We start from the raw sequence: 16,231 nt of genomic DNA, 5'->3' as shown, positions 1-16,231 counted from the left end.
CTCAGACCGTCGTGGACGCGGTCAGGAGGTACCACCTCCCGTGATCACGAACTGGGACCCCGGTTCGACCACGATGTCGCCGTCGGCCGACCCGGTGATGCTCACGTTCGTCAGCGCCGCGCTGCCTCGGGCGCCGCCCTGGGCTCTGACGCCGGCGCCGTTGACGGACTTGTCGATCTTCACGTTGCTGACCACGACGCCCGGCATGCTGCCGCCGCCGGTCTTGAACTGGATGCCGTCGTACGTCGAGTCGTGGATCTCGGTGTTCCGGATGGTGACGCCGGTGATGTCGCGGGTCGACGCGAAGAGCGTGATGGCGCCGAACTCCTGGGCCTCGCCCCAGAACGCGCCGCCCGTGCGGTAAAGGGCGTTGTTGTCGACGAGCGTCTGCCCGGAGAAGGGCAGCGGGTCGTGGTCGGTCGCCAGCATGATGCCCGGGTAGTTCATCGTGTCGTAGATCAGGTTGTTCTCGACCGTGTTGCCGTAACCGCCGTAGATCGCGATGCCGTTGGCCCGCCAGGGCAGCTGGATCGTGTTGTTCACGAAGTGGTTGTCGTGCCCGATGTCGACCGAGGGGTCCTTGACGTACCGGCTGGCCCAGACCGCGAGGGAGTCGTCGCCCGTGGTGCGGAAGGAGGAGTTGAAGACCCGCGAGTTCCGGGTGCCGTTGGTGAAGTTGATGCCGTCGGCGTAGGTGTCGCGGATGCGCATGCCGCTGAACTGGAGCCCGTCCGCCGGACCCCACAGGGCGGGGATGTTGTCGTAGTCGCGGCCGACCCAGACGCCCACGTTGGCGTGCTCGATCCACACATTGCTGATCTTGGTGTTCCGGCCGAACCGGCCGTTGAGGCCCACGCCGCCCTCGTCGTTGCCGTCACCGCCCCTGATACGGCCGGAGCCGAAGATGGCGATGTCGGAGATCTGCGTGTTGTCGTCGATGTCGAAGCCGAAATTGCCCTCGTGCGGGTGGTTGATGCCGCCGGCGTCCTGCGGCTCTGTCAGGGTGTACAGCTGGGAGTACCACATGCCCGCGCCGCGGATCGTGACGTTGCTGATGCCCACCTGGTTGTACTGGCCCCGGTTCAGCGGGTCGTCGGTCAGGATCTTCTGCTCCTGCCGCCACTGGCCCGGCGGGATCCACACGCAGCTGATGGCGCCGGTCTGGTCGGCCGTCACCGCCCGCTGGATGGCCGCCGTGTCGTCGATCCCGTCGTCAGGCACCGCGCCGTACGCGGTGATCGAGGTGCACTCGGCGGGTTTGGCCGCCGGAGGCGCCACCTGCTCCAGGTCGATCAGGTCGATGATGTAGAAGGACGCGGTGTCGGTGGCGTCGCGCTGCAACCGGAAGGTGGTGCCCGCCGGATACGTCGTGGTCAGCAGCGCGTTGGACTCGTCGAACAGCCGCCTGGCGTTGCTCTGGGGGGTGTTCGTCAGCCCCTCGGGGTCGTCGGAGGTGCCGTACAGCCAGCTGTGCTTCGAGGAGAGGGTGAGCTTGCGGACGAAGCTGTTGTTGACGTAGAGGCTGATCGTGGCGTCGATGCCGCCGCCGGCCGCCGCGTCGGGGATGGAGTTGCGCACCACGAGGGAGTTGGTCGGGGTGGTCGAGGTGAACTGCACGAACTGGCCCGTGCTGTCGAGCCGGACCGACTTGCGGCCCGACGACTCGGTCGCGAAGTTGGTGTGGCCGAAGGTGCGCTTCTGGTCGGTGGTCAGCAGCGTGCCCTGGTAGGTCCCGGCTTCCGCCTCGTACTCGGTGAAGGGCACCGCCGCGCCGCGGCCGACCACGATCGCCTGCGAGAAGGTGTTGTTGGTCTCGTCGGTCTCGGTGACCAGGCCGGTCGCGTCCGCCGTGGCCACGATGGTGGCGCCGCCGTTGGTGGCGGTCCAGGTCCCGCTGACGCTCACGTTCGTGGTCGCGCCCGCCGCTGTCGAGGGCGTGCTGGTGTCGAGCGTGGTGCCCGCCACCGTCAGCCGGGTGACCGTCGTGGCACCCGAGGCGGTGGTGCCGCGGTTGTGCACCGCGACGGTGAAGGAGACGGCCGCACCGACCGCCGGGTTCGACGGGCTGGAGGTGACGCCGAGCACCTGGAGGTCGGGGCCGGGGCTCTGGGCGACCACCAGGGCGGTGGGCGCGGTGAGGCTGTTGTTGGCGTTGTTCTGCTCGATGACCGTGTCGGACGGGTCCACCGCGGCAGTGACGGTGTAGCTCCCCATGGGCCGCTTTCCGACGGCGACCGACACCGTGGTGGAGGCGCCCGCCGCCAGGGCGCCGACCGTGGCGCTGCCCGCGACGACGCCGCCCACGCTGACGTTCACCGTGGTGGCGGCGGAGGCGGCCGATCCGATGTTGCGCACCGTCGCGCTCACCGTGGTGCTGTCGGTCTCCACCGGAGCGGCGGGGGACCAGGACAAAGCGGTGACCGTCAGGTCGGGATTGGGTGCCGGTTTTCCGATGACCTGCAGCTCCGCGACCTGGCCGCCGGGCGCACCGGAGTTGCCCGAGATCGCCAGCTGCACGTCCGCTGCCCTGCCGCTGACCGGGATACGGACCGAGTTCTGGTTGGCGGACGGGCTGAAGGTGTAGGTGGCCGCGGCAGCGAGTGAGCCGAAGCTGCCGCCGTTCTGGCCCCGGCCGAGCACCTGGATGGTCTGCGTCCTGGTGCCCCAGGCGCCGTCCGGGTTGAGCTTGACCACGACGGAGGTGAGGTCGGCGTCGGCGCCGAGCTTCACGGTGAGGGTCGAAGGGAAGCCGCCGGACTCCCAGTAGGTGCCGACCTGCCCGTCGTCCGCGTTGGCCGCGACGAAGTTCTGGGTGGTCGAGGACGCCTCGATCGGCTTGCCGTGCGCGAGGTCGGAACCGTCGCCGTCGCCCGGGTCGCCTCCGGGGTCGCCCGGGTCCGTCGTGTCGGTGCCGTACACCTCGAACTCGGAGATCTGCGCGGCCGGCCAGCCGGTGTTGGCTGTGATGTCCACCCGCAGGTAGCGGGCGGTGGCGGCGGTGAAGTCGATGGTCACCGTGTTCGCCGTGCCCGGCGCGAAGGCCCGCCCCTGGGCGGCGGCCAGCGTGCTGAAGCCGCTCCCGTCGGTGCTGCCCCGCACGCTCAGCGTCTCGGTCCTGGCCTCCCACGAGGCCGGCAGCTTGAGCACCACCCGGTCGACGGTTGCGCTGTGCCCGAGGTCGACCTGAAGTCCCTGCGGGAAGACGTTCGTCGGGCCTTCCCAGTACGAACCCTGGTTCCCGTCGGTGACGTTGACGGCCGGGTAGCCCCCGGTGGCCCCGCCCGCGGAAGCGGCCTTGCCGAGCGCCAGGTTGGGGCGCTCTGCCGCCCCTGCGGGGGTGGCGAGCGGCGAGAGGCCGAGGGCTATCAGCCCGGCTGCGAGCAGGCCGGTGATCAGCCGTCTGAGCTGCTTGCGCTTCATGGTCTCCTCTGTTCTGTCCGGAACGAGAGAGCGGGTGGGGGGAGGGCTCCGGGCCGCGCGGGCAGCGGCGCGCGCGGCGCCGGGCATGGCAGGACAGCGGCGTATGCCGCGAAGTTGCAAAGATCGGCGGGTAAATATGGCGACCTTGGCCATGTTTTTGCGAGTCAAAGGTTGCAATCCCGTCGTGGCTTTGTCAACTGTTTACGCAAGGCTGGTGAGTTATTGACGTGCCCGGGTCCAGGAGGCCTGAGGAGGGCAGAGCTGAGGTCTCAACCGGCCTCGTCGAGCGACCGGTTGAGCCGGACGACGTTCACATGGCGCTCGCCGAGGAAACCCAGCACCCGGCCGTGGGTGTCGGCGGAGACGAGCGCCCGGACGGCGGCCGTACTCAGGCCGCGCGCCCGTGCGACGCGGCCGATCTGCTCGGCGGCGTAGGCGGTGGAGATGTCGGGGTCGAGCCCCGACCCCGAGGCGGTGACGGCGTCGGCGGGCACGTCGTCAGGGCGGACTCCGTCGAAGGCGGCGATCGCGGCGCGGCGCTGCTTGACGGAGGCGATCAGGTCGGGGTTGTTGGGCCCGAGGTTGGACGCGCCGGAGGCCAGCGGGTCGTAGCCGCCGGCCGAGAAGCGCGGTTGGAAATACCTGGGGTCGGGAGTACCGGTGGCCTTCCCTTTCCTGACGAGGTCGAAGTTCTGGCCGAGCAGTCCCGAGCCGACGACGGCACCGTCGCGGTGGACCAGCGAGCCGTTGGCCTGGCGGCTGAAGGCGGCTTGCGCGATGCCGGTGACGGCCAGCGGATAGGCGATCCCGGTGATCACGGTGAACACCAGCAGCATCCGCAGGGCGGCCAGATGGTTGCGGACCACCCGGGGCAGGTGCTTGGACATGGCGGTCGCCTCCTCCTTGTCTCGGCGCCTGTCTTCTCAGCGCAGGCCGGGGATGAATTGGATGACGAGGTCGATGAGTTTGATGCCGGCGAAGGGGAGGATGAGGCCGCCGAGGCCGTAGACCCAGATGTTGCGGTTGAGGAGTGCGGCGGCGGAGGTGGGTTTGTAGCGGACTCCGCGCAGGGCCAGTGGGATGAGCGCGATGATGATGAGGGCGTTGAAGATGATCGCGGAGGCGATGGCCGAGGTGGGGCTGTGCAGGCCCATGATGTTGAGCTTGTCGAGGCCGGGGTAGGCGGCGGTGAACATCGCGGGGATGATCGCGAAGTATTTCGCGACGTCGTTGGCGATGGAGAAGGTGGTGAGGGCTCCTCGGGTGATGAGGAGTTGTTTGCCGATCTCGACGATCTCGATGAGTTTGGTGGGGTTGGAGTCGAGGTCGACCATGTTCCCGGCCTCTTTGGCGGCCGAGGTGCCGGTGTTCATGGCGACGCCGACGTCGGCCTGGGCGAGTGCGGGTGCGTCGTTGGTGCCGTCGCCGGTCATGGCGACGAGTTTCCCGCCGGCCTGCTCCCGCTTGATGAGGGCCATCTTGTCCTCGGGGGTGGCTTCGGCGAGGAAGTCGTCGACGCCTGCTTCGTCGGCGATGGCTTTGGCGGTCATCGGGTTGTCGCCGGTGATCATGACGGTGCGGATGCCCATCCGGCGCAGCTCGTCGAACCGCTCGCGCATCCCCTCCTTGACCACGTCCTTGAGGTTGATCACCCCCAGAACCGTCGCAGTGGTGGCACCCCCGCGGTGCACGACCTCGCCGACGACCAGCGGGGTGCCACCGCTCGCCGCGATCGCGTCGGCCATCGGACCCGCCTCCTCCATGGGGTGGCCGCCGTTGTCCCGTATCCAGTGCATGACCGCCGTGGTGGCGCCCTTGCGCAGCTCGCGCCGGTCGCCGTCCTCGGTGAGGTTGACGCCGCTCATACGGGTCTGCGCGGTGAAGGGCACGAACTCCGCCTGCGGCAACTGGCCCTCGGTGCGCGCCCGCAGCCCATGGCGCTCTTTCGCGAGCACCACGATGGAGCGGCCTTCCGGTGTCTCGTCGGACAGTGAGGAGAGCTGCGCGGCGTCGGCGAGTTCGTCGATCGGGACGCCGGTCACGGGGAGGAATTCGGCGGCCTGGCGGTTGCCGAGGGTGATGGTGCCGGTCTTGTCGAGCAGCAGGGTGTTGACGTCGCCCGCGGCTTCGACGGCGCGGCCCGACATGGCCAGGACGTTGCGCTGGACGAGGCGGTCCATGCCGGCGATGCCGATGGCGGACAGCAGGGCGCCGATGGTGGTGGGGATCAGGGCGACCACCAGGGCCGCCAGGACCACCACCGACTGCTCGGCGCCCGCGAACACGGCGAACGGTTGAAGCGACACCACCGCGACCAGGAAGACGACGGTCAGCGAGGCGAGCAGGATGTTCAGCGCGATCTCGTTGGGCGTCTTCTGCCGGGAGGCGCCCTCGACCAGGGCGATCATGCGGTCGATGAACGTCTCGCCGGGTTTGGACGTGATCCGCACGACGATGCGGTCGGACAGGACCCTGGTGCCGCCGGTGACCGCCGAGCGGTCGCCGCCGGACTCGCGGATGACCGGTGCGGACTCGCCGGTGATGGCGGACTCGTCGACCGAGGCGATGCCCTCGACGACGTCGCCGTCGCCGGGGATGATCTGCCCGGCCTCGACCACGACGTGATCGCCCAGCCGCAAGCCGACCGAGGGCACGGACTCCTCCTCCACCGACCCGCCGTCCCGCCGCCAGTCGATGAGCCGTCGGGCCGCCGTCTCGGTCTTGGTACGCCGCAGCGTCTCGGCCTGCGCTTTGCCGCGGCCTTCGGCGACGGCTTCCGCCAGGTTGGCGAAGACGACCGTCAGCCAGAGCCACGCGGTGATCACCCAGGCGAAGACGCTGGGGTCCTTGATCGCGAAGGCCGTGGTCAGCACCGCGCCGACCTCGACCACGAACATCACCGGGTTGCGGACCATCACCCGCGGGTCGAGCTTCCTCGCGGCGTCGGGCAGGGAGGTCACCAGCTGCCTGGGCTGGAGCAGGCCGCCGGGGATCCGGCGCTGCGAGGGCTGGGACGGCGCGTCGCCTCCGGGGGAGGCCCCGGTTTCAGGACCGGTCGGGGACATCAGTGCAGACCTTCCGCGAGCGGACCCAGCGCGAGGGCGGGGAAGTAGGTGAGGCCGACGACGATGAGGACCACGGCGGCGAGCAGGCCGACGAACTGCGGCCGGTGCGTGGGCAGGGTGCCCACGGTGACGGGTGCGGGCTGCTGCCTGGCCAGCGAGCCCGCCAGTGCCAGCACGAACACCATCGGCAGGAAGCGGCCGAACAGCATCGCCAGGCCCAGCGCGCTGTTCCACCAGTCGGAGGTCACGGTCAGGCCCGCGAAGGCCGAGCCGTTGTTGTTGGCCGCCGAGGTGAAGGCGTACAGCACCTCGGAGAAGCCGTGCGGACCCGGGTTGAGCATGTCCGCCCGCTCACCCGGCAGCGACATGGCCGCTCCCGCACCCGCGAGGACCACCGTCGGGGTGGCCAGGATGTAGAGGGAGGCGAACTTCATCTCCCGTGCCCCGAGCTTCTTGCCCAGGTACTCGGGGGTGCGCCCGACCATCAGGCCGGCGACGAAGACCGTGATGACGGCCAGGATCAGGATGCCGTAGAGGCCGGATCCGGTGCCGCCGGGGGCGATCTCGCCGAGCATCATGTTGAAGATCGTCATCCCGCCGCCGCCGGGCGAGAACGAGTCGTGGAAGGAGTTCACCGCACCGGTCGAGGTCAAGGTGGTGGACACCGCGAACAGCGCGGACGCCCAGATCCCGAAGCGCTGCTCCTTGCCCTCCAGCATCCCGCTGGCCGTGTGGCCCGCGGTGCTGCTGACGCTGTGCAGCTCGTTGGCGGTGGTCACGGCGAGCGACACGGCCCAGATCAGGGCCATCACGGCCAGGATCGCGTAGCCCTGCCGCCGGTCGCCGACCATGGTGCCGAAGGTCCGCGGCATGCTGACCGAGAGCACCAGCAGCAGGTAGATCTCCAGGATGTCGGTGAACGCGTTGGGATTCTCGAAGGGGTGGGCCGAGTTGGCGTTGTAGAAGCCGCCGCCGTTGGTGCCCAGCTCCTTGATGACCTCCTGCGAGGCGACCGGGCCGCCGGTCAGCGACTGGCTACCGCCGGTCAGGGTGCGGATCTCATGGACTCCGTGCAGGTTCTGCACCGCGCCGGCGGCGACCAGCACGATCGCGAAGACGAACGCCATCGGGAGCAGCACCCGCACGACCACCCGCGTCAGGTCGACCCAGAAGTTGCCCACCTGGTCGGTGTGCTTGCGGGTGAAGCCGCGGATCAGGGCCGCCACCACCGCGATGCCGACCGCGGCGGACACGAAGTTCTGCACCGCGAGCCCGGCCATCTGCACCAGCAGGCCCATCGTGGTCTCACCCGAGTACGACTGCCAGTTGGTGTTGGTGACGAAGGAGACGGCGGTGTTGAAGGCGGTACCGGCGGGCACCGCCTTCATGCCGACCGAGAGCAGCAGGTGGTTCTGCAGTCGCTGGAAGGCGTAGAGGAACAGCACGGACATGGCGGAGAAGGCCAGCACCCCGCGCAGATAGACCGGCCAGCGCTGCTCGGCGTCACCGTTGACACCGCCGAGCCGGTAGACGACACGCTCGGCGCGAAGGTGCCGGGCGGAGGTGAGCACATGCGCCGTGTAGTCGCCCAGCGGGCGGTACGACAGCGCCAGCGCGGCCACCAGCGCGAGGATCTGCAGCCAGCCCGCGAGGGTGTCGCCCACTAGAACTTCTCCGGGAAGACCAGCGCCAGCACCAGGTAGACCAGCAGACCGCCGGCCACGATCAGCCCCACGATGTTGTCCGCGCTCACAGCCGGCCCACCCCCTTGGCCACCAGCCCGATGAGGGTGAACGCGACGACGATGACGGCGAGGAAGGCGAGATCAGCCATACACGGGACACCTCGAACCATGTGGGGAGGAAACGCACCGAAGTGTGCGCTTACAGACCAGCACATGGAGGGCGAAACATCCCGTAGCGCCACCGGCCCGTCGTCCGGACAGGTCGCTTGCGGGGCCTGCCGTCAGGGCCGGGCGCGCCGGCTCATCGGCCGGCCGCCCTCACACCGCCGTGCGGTGCCGCAGGCTGCGGTCCAGGTCGCGCAGCAACTCGGACGTCGGGACGGCGAGTACGTCGCAGTGCGCGTGCGCCAGGCAGTGCCGGCTCACCCCGCCGTGGAAGAGCCGCATGAGGCCGCCCTGCCGGCCCGTGCTGACCACCAGCAGGTCGTCCGGCCGGTCGGCGAGTTCCGTGAGGGCGGTGCCGGCCTCACCGCGCACCGTGACCAGCCGCACCGGGACGCCCTCCGGGCGCCCGCCGAAGGCGTCGAGGAAGGCCTGCTCCAGGCGGGCCGCCGCGGCGTTCTCCCAGGCGGCGAGCAGCGGGGTGCAGGGTGCCCGGCGGTAGGACGCCTCGCCTCCGACCGGGATCCACGCGAGCACGGCCACGAGTTCGCCGCCGCGCCGTCGGGCCTCTTCCACCGCCCGGTGCAGGGCGCCCAGGCTCCGCAGCGATCCGCTGACCCCGACGACGACCCGCGTGCCTTGTGCCATGGCGCTCCGCTTCCTTCCTCGCGCGGCCTTCGTCCGCGACGTGCCTGTCCGCGACGTGTCCTGACGTGATGTCCGACGGCGGGGGCCGCCTCCTGACGCCGCTTCGGCGCAGGAGGCGGCCGGCCCGTGCGAGCCGTAGTCGGCGGCTCCCCCCGTGGTCCTACGCTGTCCTGCCGAGGGCGTTGTTGAGATCGATGACGTTGACGTACTCCTCACCGAGGAAGCCGAGCGCCCTGCTGTGGGTGTTGTCGGCGACGAGGTGGCGGACGGTGGCCGGGTCGAGGCCGCGGGCCTTGGCGACGCGGTCGATCTGCTCGGCGGCGTAGGCCTTGGAGATGTCGGGGTCGAGTCCTGATCCCGAGGCGGTCAGGGCGTCGGCGGGGACGTCCTTCGGGTCGACGCCGTCGAAGGCGGCGACCGCGGCCCTGCGGTCCTTGATGGCCTTGACCAGGTCGGGGTTGTTGGGCCCGAGGTTGGAGGCTCCCGAGGCCAGCGGGTCGTAGCCGCCCGCGGAGGGCCGGGGCTGGAAGAACTTCGGGTCGGGGCGGGGTGCCTCGTCGGGGTCGTCCGGGTTCTTCTTGGGCAGGTCGAAGTTCTGGCCGATGAGGCTGGAGCCGACGACCTTGCCGTTCTGGTGGACGAGCGAGCCGTTGGCCTGGTGGCTGAAGGCGGCCTGCGCGACACCGGTGACGGCCAGCGGATAGATGATGCCGGTGATCACGGTGAGGACCAGCAGCATCCGGAAGGCGGCCAGATGATTGCGTATCGCCGCGGGGAGTGAGCCGAGCATGATGATTGCCTTCTTCTTTTCTCAGCGCAGGCCGGGGATGAATTGGATGACGAGGTCGATGAGTTTGATGCCGGCGAAGGGGAGGATGAGGCCGCCGAGGCCGTAGACCCAGATGTTGCGGTTGAGGAGTGCGGCGGCGGAGGTGGGTTTGTAGCGGACTCCGCGCAGGGCCAGTGGGATGAGCGCGATGATGATGAGGGCGTTGAAGATGATCGCGGAGGCGATGGCCGAGGTGGGGCTGTGCAGGCCCATGATGTTGAGCTTGTCGAGGCCGGGGTAGGCGGCGGTGAACATCGCGGGGATGATCGCGAAGTATTTCGCGACGTCGTTGGCGATGGAGAAGGTGGTGAGGGCTCCTCGGGTGATGAGGAGTTGTTTGCCGATCTCGACGATCTCGATGAGTTTGGTGGGGTTGGAGTCGAGGTCGACCATGTTTCCGGCCTCTTTGGCGGCCGAGGTGCCGGTGTTCATGGCGACGCCGACGTCGGCCTGGGCGAGTGCGGGTGCGTCGTTGGTGCCGTCGCCGGTCATGGCGACGAGTTTCCCGCCGGCCTGCTCCCGCTTGATGAGGGCCATCTTGTCCTCGGGGGTGGCTTCGGCGAGGAAGTCGTCGACGCCTGCTTCGTCGGCGATGGCTTTGGCGGTCATCGGGTTGTCGCCGGTGATCATGACGGTGCGGATGCCCATCCGGCGCAGCTCGTCGAACCGCTCGCGCATCCCCTCCTTGACCACGTCCTTGAGGTTGATCACCCCCAGGACGGTGGCGTCGGTCCTGCCGCCGCGCGTGACCACCTCACCGACCACCAGCGGGGTGCCACCGCTGGAGGCGATGGCGTCGACCATCGGGCCGACCTCTTCCGTCGGGTGGCCGCCGTTGTCCCGTATCCAGTGCATGACCGCGGTGGCGGCGCCCTTGCGCAGCTCGCGCCGGTCGCCGTCCTCGGCGAGGTTGACGCCGCTCATGCGGGTCTGCGCGGTGAAGGGCACGAACTCGGCCTGGCTGCCCAGCTCCCGACCGCGCAGCCCGTACTTCTCCTTGGCCAGCACCACGATGGAGCGACCTTCCGGTGTCTCGTCGGACAGTGAGGAGAGCTGCGCGGCGTCGGCCAGCTCGTCCAGGGGGATCCCGCCGACGGGGAGGAATTCGGCGGCCTGGCGGTTGCCGAGGGTGATGGTGCCGGTCTTGTCGAGCAGCAGGGTGTTGACGTCGCCCGCGGCTTCGACGGCGCGGCCCGACATGGCCAGGACGTTGCGTTGCACGAGGCGGTCCATGCCGGCGATGCCGATGGCGGACAGCAGGGCGCCGATGGTGGTCGGGATCAGGGCGACCACCAGGGCCGCCAGGACCACCACCGACTGCTCGGCGCCCGCGTAGATCGCCAGCGGCTGCAGGGTGACGACGGCGATCAGGAAGACGATGGTCAGCGAGGCGAGCAGGATGTTGAGCGCGATCTCGTTGGGCGTCTTCTGCCGGGAGGCGCCCTCGACCAGGGCGATCATGCGGTCGATGAACGTCTCGCCCGGCTTGGAGGTGATCTTGACGACGATGCGGTCGGACAGGACCCTGGTGCCGCCGGTGACCGCCGAGCGGTCGCCGCCGGACTCGCGGATGACCGGTGCGGACTCGCCGGTGATGGCGGACTCGTCGACCGAGGCGATGCCCTCGACGACGTCGCCGTCGCCGGGGATGATCTGCCCGGCCTCGACCACGACGTGGTCGCCCAGCCGCAGGCCCGCTGCCGGCACCGACTCCTCGGCGGAGCCGGTGCTGCCGGGCCGCCAGTCGACCAGCCGGCGTGCGACGGTCTCGGTCTTGGTGCGCCGCAGCGTCTCGGCCTGTGCTTTGCCGCGGCCTTCGGCGACGGCTTCCGCCAGGTTGGCGAAGACCACGGTCAGCCAGAGCCACGCGGTGATCACCCAGGCGAAGACGCTGGGGTCCTTGATCGCGAAGACGGTGGTGAGGACGGCCCCGACCTCGACGACGAACATCACCGGGTTGCGGACCATGACCCGCGGGTCGAGCTTCCTGGTGGCGTCCGGAAGCGCGCCGAGGAGCATCTTCGGGTCGAGCAGCCCGCCGGAGACCCGGTGCGGCCCCGGTGCGGGGGCGCCGGGCCCGGTCGACGCCGGGGGGCGTTGTGTGGTCAGGGACATCAGTGCAGACCTTCCGCGAGCGGACCCAGCGCGAGGGCGGGGAAGTAGGTGAGGCCGACGACGATGAGGATGACGCCGGCGAGCAGGCCGACGAACTGCGGCCGGTGGGTGGGCAGGGTGCCCACGGTGACGGGGGCAGGCTGCTGCTTGGCCAGGGAGCCGGCCAGCGCGAGGACGAAGATCATCGGCAGGAAGCGGCCGAAGAGCATCGCCAGACCCAGGGCGGTGTTGTACCAGTGGGTGTTGACGCCGATGCCCGCGAAGGCCGAGCCGTTGTTGTTGGCCGCCGAGGTGAAGGCGTAGAGGACCTCGGAGAAGCCGTGCGGGCCCGAGTTGAGCATCGAGGCGCGCTCGCCCTTGAGGGACATCGCGGTGCCCGTGCCGATCAGCACGATCGCGGGGGTGGCCAGGATGTAGAGGGAGGCGAATTTCATCTCCCGTGCCCCGAGCTTCTTGCCCAGGTACTCGGGGGTGCGCCCGACCATCAGGCCGGCGACGAAGACCGTGATGACGGCCAGGATCAGGATGCCGTAGAGGCCGGATCCGGTGCCGCCGGGGGCGATCTCGCCGAGCATCATGTTGAAGATCGTCATCCCGCCGCCGCCGGGCGAGAACGAGTCGTGGAAGGAGTTCACCGCACCGGTCGAGGTCAGCGTCGTCGACGCGGCGAACAGCGTCGACGCCCAGATCCCGAAGCGCTGCTCCTTGCCCTCCAGCATCCCGCCGGCCGCGTGACCGGCGGTGCTGCTGACGGAGTGCAGCTCGTTGACGGTGATCACCGCGACGGAGGCCGCCCAGATCAGGCCCATCACGGCCAGGATCGCGTAGCCCTGGCGGTGGTCGCCGACCATCTTGCCGAAGGTCCGCGGCAGCGAGAAGGAGATCACCAGCAGCAGGTAGATCTCCAGGATGTTGGAGACGCCGTTGGGGTTCTCGAAGGGGTGGGCGGAGTTGGCGTTGTAGAAGCCGCCGCCGTTGGTGCCCAGCTCCTTGATGACCTCCTGCGAGGCGACCGGGCCGCCGGTCAGCGACTGCTTGTCGCCCAGCAGGGTGCTGATCTCGTGCACACCGTGGAAGTTCTGGATCGCGCCCGCGGCGACCAGCACGATCGCGAAGACGAAGGCCATCGGGACCAGCAGGCGCACGGTGACACGGGTCAGGTCGACCCAGAAGTTGCCGACGCGGTCGGTGCGCTTGCGGGTGAACCCGCGGATCAGCGCCGCCAGCACCGCGATGCCCACCGCGGCGGACACGAAGTTCTGCACCGCGAGCCCGGCCATCTGCACCAGGTGGCCCATCGTGGTCTCACCCGAGTACGACTGCCAGTTGGTGTTGGCCACGAACGACGCGGCGGTGTTGAAGGCCTGGTCCGCCTTGACCGGAGGGAAGCCCAGCGAGAGCAGCAGGTGGTTCTGGAGCCGCTGGAAGGCGTAGAGGAAGACCATCGAGACCGCGGAGAAGGCCAGGACGCTGCGCAGGTAGACCGGCCAGCGCTGATCGGCGTCGCCGTTGACACCGACGAGGCGGTAGATGCCCTTCTCGACCACCAGGTGCTTGCCCGTGGTGAGGATGCGGGCCATGTAGTCGCCCAGCGGGCGGTAGGTCAGTGCCAGGGCCGCGAGAAGCGCGGTGATCTGGAGCCAGCCCGCGAGAGTGCCGTTCACTAGAACTTCTCCGGGTTGATCAGGGCCACCACGAGATAGCCGAGCAGACAGCAGGCGACGATCAGGCCGACGATGTTCTCCGCGCTCACAGCTTCTCGACCCCCTTGACCACAAGCGCGAGCACGGCGAACACCGCGATCGACACGACGACGAATACGAGATCGGACATGGACGGAACACTCCGGAGGTCGTGGAGAGGAAGCGCGTGAAGCGGCCCCGGCGAAAGACCGGTGCTCCGACAGGAAAGCCCCTCGTCAGGCCCGATCAGCGCCACGTTGGCGTTCCCCTGACGCCGCCGCCCGCTGTCTTGACGCGGCTTTGACACAGCGGCCCCGCCAGGCGTCGGCGGAGGCGGGCCCGGGGCTCCCGATGCCCTACGGGCGACAGGGCTGTGGGGCTCGGGGGAGCCCGTACGGGCGCCGGCAAGGCCGCGTCAAAGTCGGGCCGGGCCACGCAAGGGACGCGTCAAGGCGCCGCCTGTCCGGTCGTCGGCGCACCGGCCGGGTGAGCGAAGGGAGGCCGGTGGCGGTGCGGTCCTCCGCCACCGCTTTCCGGCCCCGAAAGCGGGCCCCGACAGCGGGCCCATACGGTGTGCCCCGGCGGTGTGCCCCGACGGCGGGCCTCCGCGGTGTGCCGAGATACGGAAACCGGCCGGGCGGTCCCCCGCGAGGGGCCGCCCGGCCGGAGTGGTGCCGATGTGCTGCCGGGGTGCTCAGATCCCGACGTCCCGCACCCGCAGGTCGGCCGGGGACTCCCGGCGGACCAGGACCCGGGCCCGGCCGTCCGTGACGGCGACCAGCGGGGGGCGGCCGACCATGTTGTAGCCGGACGCCATGGAGAGCTGGTACGCCCCGGCGACCGGCACCGCCAGCAGATCGCCGGGACGTACGTCATGGGGGAGGAGCACGTCCTCGGCGATGACGTCACCGGCCTCGCAGTACCGGCCGACCACCGTGACCCGGGTCAGGTCGGCGGTCGGGGAGCGCCCGAGGAGCCGGGGGGCGTAGCGGACCCCGTACAGCGCGGGCCGCGGGTTGTCGCCCAGGCCGCCGTCCACGGCGACCAGGACGCGGCCGCCGGTGTGCTTGACCGCCAGCACCCGGTAGAGGGCCACCGCGGCGGGGCCGACGATCGCCCGGCCCGGCTCGATGGTCAGGCGCGGGACGGGCAGGCCGCCGCCGCGGCAGCCGTCGGCGATCTCCGCCCTGGTGCGGGCGGCCAGCGCCGTGACGTCGAGGGCCCTGTCACCTGGCCGGTAGGCCACGGCGTGGCCGCCGCCCAGATCGAGCTCCGGCAGGGTGACGCCGTACTGGTCGCGGATGCGCACCATCAGCCCGATCAGCCGCCGCAGCGCGGCCAGATACGGCCTGACCTCCGTCACCTGCGAGCCGATGTGGCAGTGCAGGCCGACCAGTTCCAGCCCCGGCTGGCCGAGGATCCGCTCCACGGTGTGCATCGCGGAGCCGTCGGCTATGGACACGCCGAACTTCTGGTCGTCGGTGCCGGTACGGATCGACTTGTGGCCGCCGGCGACTACCCCCGGCACCACCCGCAGCATGACCTTCTGCCGGTCGTGCGGTGCGACGAGGGTGGCCACCCTGGCGATCTCGGCGGCGTTGTCGATCACGATCCGCCCGACGCCGAGCCGGACCGCCGTGCGCAGGTCCTCCGGGGTCTTGGCGTTGCCGTGCAGCACGATGCGGTCAGGGGGGAAGCCGGTGGCGACCGCCAGTTCCAGCTCGCCGGCCGAGCACACGTCGAGGCCGAGGCCTTCTTCGCGCACCCAGGTGGCGACCGCCCGGCACAGGAAGGCCTTGGCCGCGTAGACGACGTCGGCCTCGGGGAAGGCGGCGGTGTAGGTACGGCAGCGGCCTCGCAGTTCGGCCTCGTCCAGGATGTACAGCGGGGTGCCGAAACGGTCGGCCGCCTCGGTCAGCGAGACGCCGGCGACCGTCAGATCGCCCTGGGGGGCGCGCCTGGTCGAGGCCGGCCACACCGACAGGGAGTCCGGTTCCGCCGTGGGCAGCGCGATCGTGGTCAGTGATGTGGACACGGGTTGCCTCCTAGCCGACCGGCAGGTGTTGCGGAGCCGCCGGGACGGCGGGTCCCGGCCCGGGCGCGGGAGCCGACAGGCGGGGATCGATGCGCACCTCTTCAATGCCGAGGGGGCCGGCCAGCGCGCGCAGCGCAGGCTCCGACAGGCGCATCCAGCCCTGGGCCGGTCCGAGCGCAAGGATCAGCGCCTGCTCGCTGGTGAAGGCGACCGCGGTACGAGCGCCGAGGGCGTCGCGGAAGAAGCGGGTGATGCAGCCCGCGGGTCCCGGCCGGACGGGAACGAAAAGCGCGTGCCCGGCCGGGCCCCGTTCAAGGGGCTCTGATTCCTCCGGGGTGGTGGATGCCGGCATGGCGGACTCCTTGTGACGTCGGTTGCCGCGGGGGTTCAGGACCCGCGGCACTCACGACGCTATCCCCGGCACCATGGGGAACCCCGCCCTCCCTGACGCGTGCTTGACGCCTGACGGCCGGGTCCTTGACGCCCCCCTGACGTGCGGCGGGGGGGGGGGGGGGGGGGGGGGGGGGGGGGGGGGGGGGGGGGGGGGGGGGGGGGGGGGGCGGGCGGGGCGGGGGGGGGGGCGGCGCGAGG

The 16,231-nt window shown here is 70.3% G+C and carries 13 protein-coding genes; all 13 read right to left on the bottom strand.

Going from position 1 to position 16,231, the window contains the following annotated elements; all coding sequences use genetic code 11:
* Positions 1-21 precede the first annotated feature (21 nt).
* The 13 genes from ACGFMP_RS33415 to ACGFMP_RS33355 all read right to left on the bottom strand — a co-directional run bounded on the left by ACGFMP_RS33415 (position 22) and on the right by ACGFMP_RS33355 (position 15,992).
* Positions 22-3,420 carry a CARDB domain-containing protein gene (locus ACGFMP_RS33415; protein WP_393677309.1) on the bottom strand — a complete coding sequence of 1,133 codons (3,399 nt, stop codon included), beginning with the start codon at positions 3,418-3,420 and terminating at the stop codon, positions 22-24.
* A 269-nt stretch (positions 3,421-3,689) separates the two neighbouring features.
* Positions 3,690-4,307: a potassium-transporting ATPase subunit KdpC gene (kdpC, locus tag ACGFMP_RS33410; RefSeq protein WP_393677307.1), complete on the bottom strand. Its 618-nt coding sequence runs from the start codon at positions 4,305-4,307 to the stop codon at positions 3,690-3,692.
* A gap of 36 nt (positions 4,308-4,343) precedes the next feature.
* Complete coding sequence (gene kdpB, locus ACGFMP_RS33405; RefSeq protein ID WP_393677305.1) at positions 4,344-6,485, bottom strand: potassium-transporting ATPase subunit KdpB; 2,142 nt, start codon at positions 6,483-6,485, stop codon at positions 4,344-4,346.
* Positions 6,485-8,149: a potassium-transporting ATPase subunit KdpA gene (kdpA, locus tag ACGFMP_RS33400; RefSeq protein WP_393677304.1), complete on the bottom strand. Its 1,665-nt coding sequence runs from the start codon at positions 8,147-8,149 to the stop codon at positions 6,485-6,487. The genes kdpB (ACGFMP_RS33405) and kdpA (ACGFMP_RS33400) overlap by 1 nt, the downstream gene beginning before the upstream one ends.
* Positions 8,149-8,238: a K(+)-transporting ATPase subunit F gene (kdpF, locus tag ACGFMP_RS33395; RefSeq protein WP_393677303.1), complete on the bottom strand. Its 90-nt coding sequence runs from the start codon at positions 8,236-8,238 to the stop codon at positions 8,149-8,151. The genes kdpA (ACGFMP_RS33400) and kdpF (ACGFMP_RS33395) overlap by 1 nt, the downstream gene beginning before the upstream one ends.
* A 249-nt stretch (positions 8,239-8,487) precedes the next feature.
* Positions 8,488-8,979, bottom strand: a complete 492-nt coding sequence (locus ACGFMP_RS33390; protein WP_393677301.1) for a universal stress protein — start codon at positions 8,977-8,979, stop codon at positions 8,488-8,490.
* Positions 8,980-9,139: 160 nt separating this feature from the next.
* Positions 9,140-9,769, bottom strand: a complete 630-nt coding sequence (gene kdpC, locus ACGFMP_RS33385; RefSeq protein ID WP_393677300.1) for a potassium-transporting ATPase subunit KdpC — start codon at positions 9,767-9,769, stop codon at positions 9,140-9,142.
* Between the two features lie 21 nt (positions 9,770-9,790).
* Complete coding sequence (kdpB, locus tag ACGFMP_RS33380; RefSeq protein ID WP_393677298.1) at positions 9,791-11,923, bottom strand: potassium-transporting ATPase subunit KdpB; 2,133 nt, start codon at positions 11,921-11,923, stop codon at positions 9,791-9,793.
* Positions 11,923-13,587, bottom strand: a complete 1,665-nt coding sequence (kdpA, locus tag ACGFMP_RS33375) for a potassium-transporting ATPase subunit KdpA (protein WP_393677296.1) — start codon at positions 13,585-13,587, stop codon at positions 11,923-11,925. Before kdpA (ACGFMP_RS33375) ends, kdpB (ACGFMP_RS33380) begins: the two co-directional genes overlap by 1 nt.
* A complete protein-coding gene (gene kdpF / locus ACGFMP_RS33370) occupies positions 13,587-13,676 on the bottom strand; it encodes a K(+)-transporting ATPase subunit F (protein WP_393677294.1) in 90 nt (29 codons plus the stop codon). Before kdpF (ACGFMP_RS33370) ends, kdpA (ACGFMP_RS33375) begins: the two co-directional genes overlap by 1 nt.
* The gene (locus tag ACGFMP_RS33365; RefSeq protein WP_393677292.1) at positions 13,673-13,861 is read right to left on the bottom strand and encodes a hypothetical protein; all 189 of its coding nucleotides are present in this window, start codon (positions 13,859-13,861) and stop codon (positions 13,673-13,675) included. Before ACGFMP_RS33365 ends, kdpF (ACGFMP_RS33370) begins: the two co-directional genes overlap by 4 nt.
* 438 nt (positions 13,862-14,299) lie before the next feature.
* Positions 14,300-15,640, bottom strand: a complete 1,341-nt coding sequence (gene lysA / locus ACGFMP_RS33360) for a diaminopimelate decarboxylase (RefSeq protein ID WP_393677290.1) — start codon at positions 15,638-15,640, stop codon at positions 14,300-14,302.
* 10 nt (positions 15,641-15,650) lie between these two features.
* Positions 15,651-15,992: an SAV_915 family protein gene (locus ACGFMP_RS33355; protein WP_393677288.1), complete on the bottom strand. Its 342-nt coding sequence runs from the start codon at positions 15,990-15,992 to the stop codon at positions 15,651-15,653.
* Positions 15,993-16,231: the final 239 nt, after the last annotated feature.

The organism is Streptomyces sp. NPDC049040, assembly GCF_043197715.1.
Lineage (GTDB): Bacteria > Actinomycetota > Actinomycetes > Streptomycetales > Streptomycetaceae > Actinacidiphila.
This window is presented reverse-complemented; position numbering and strand designations above follow the sequence as displayed.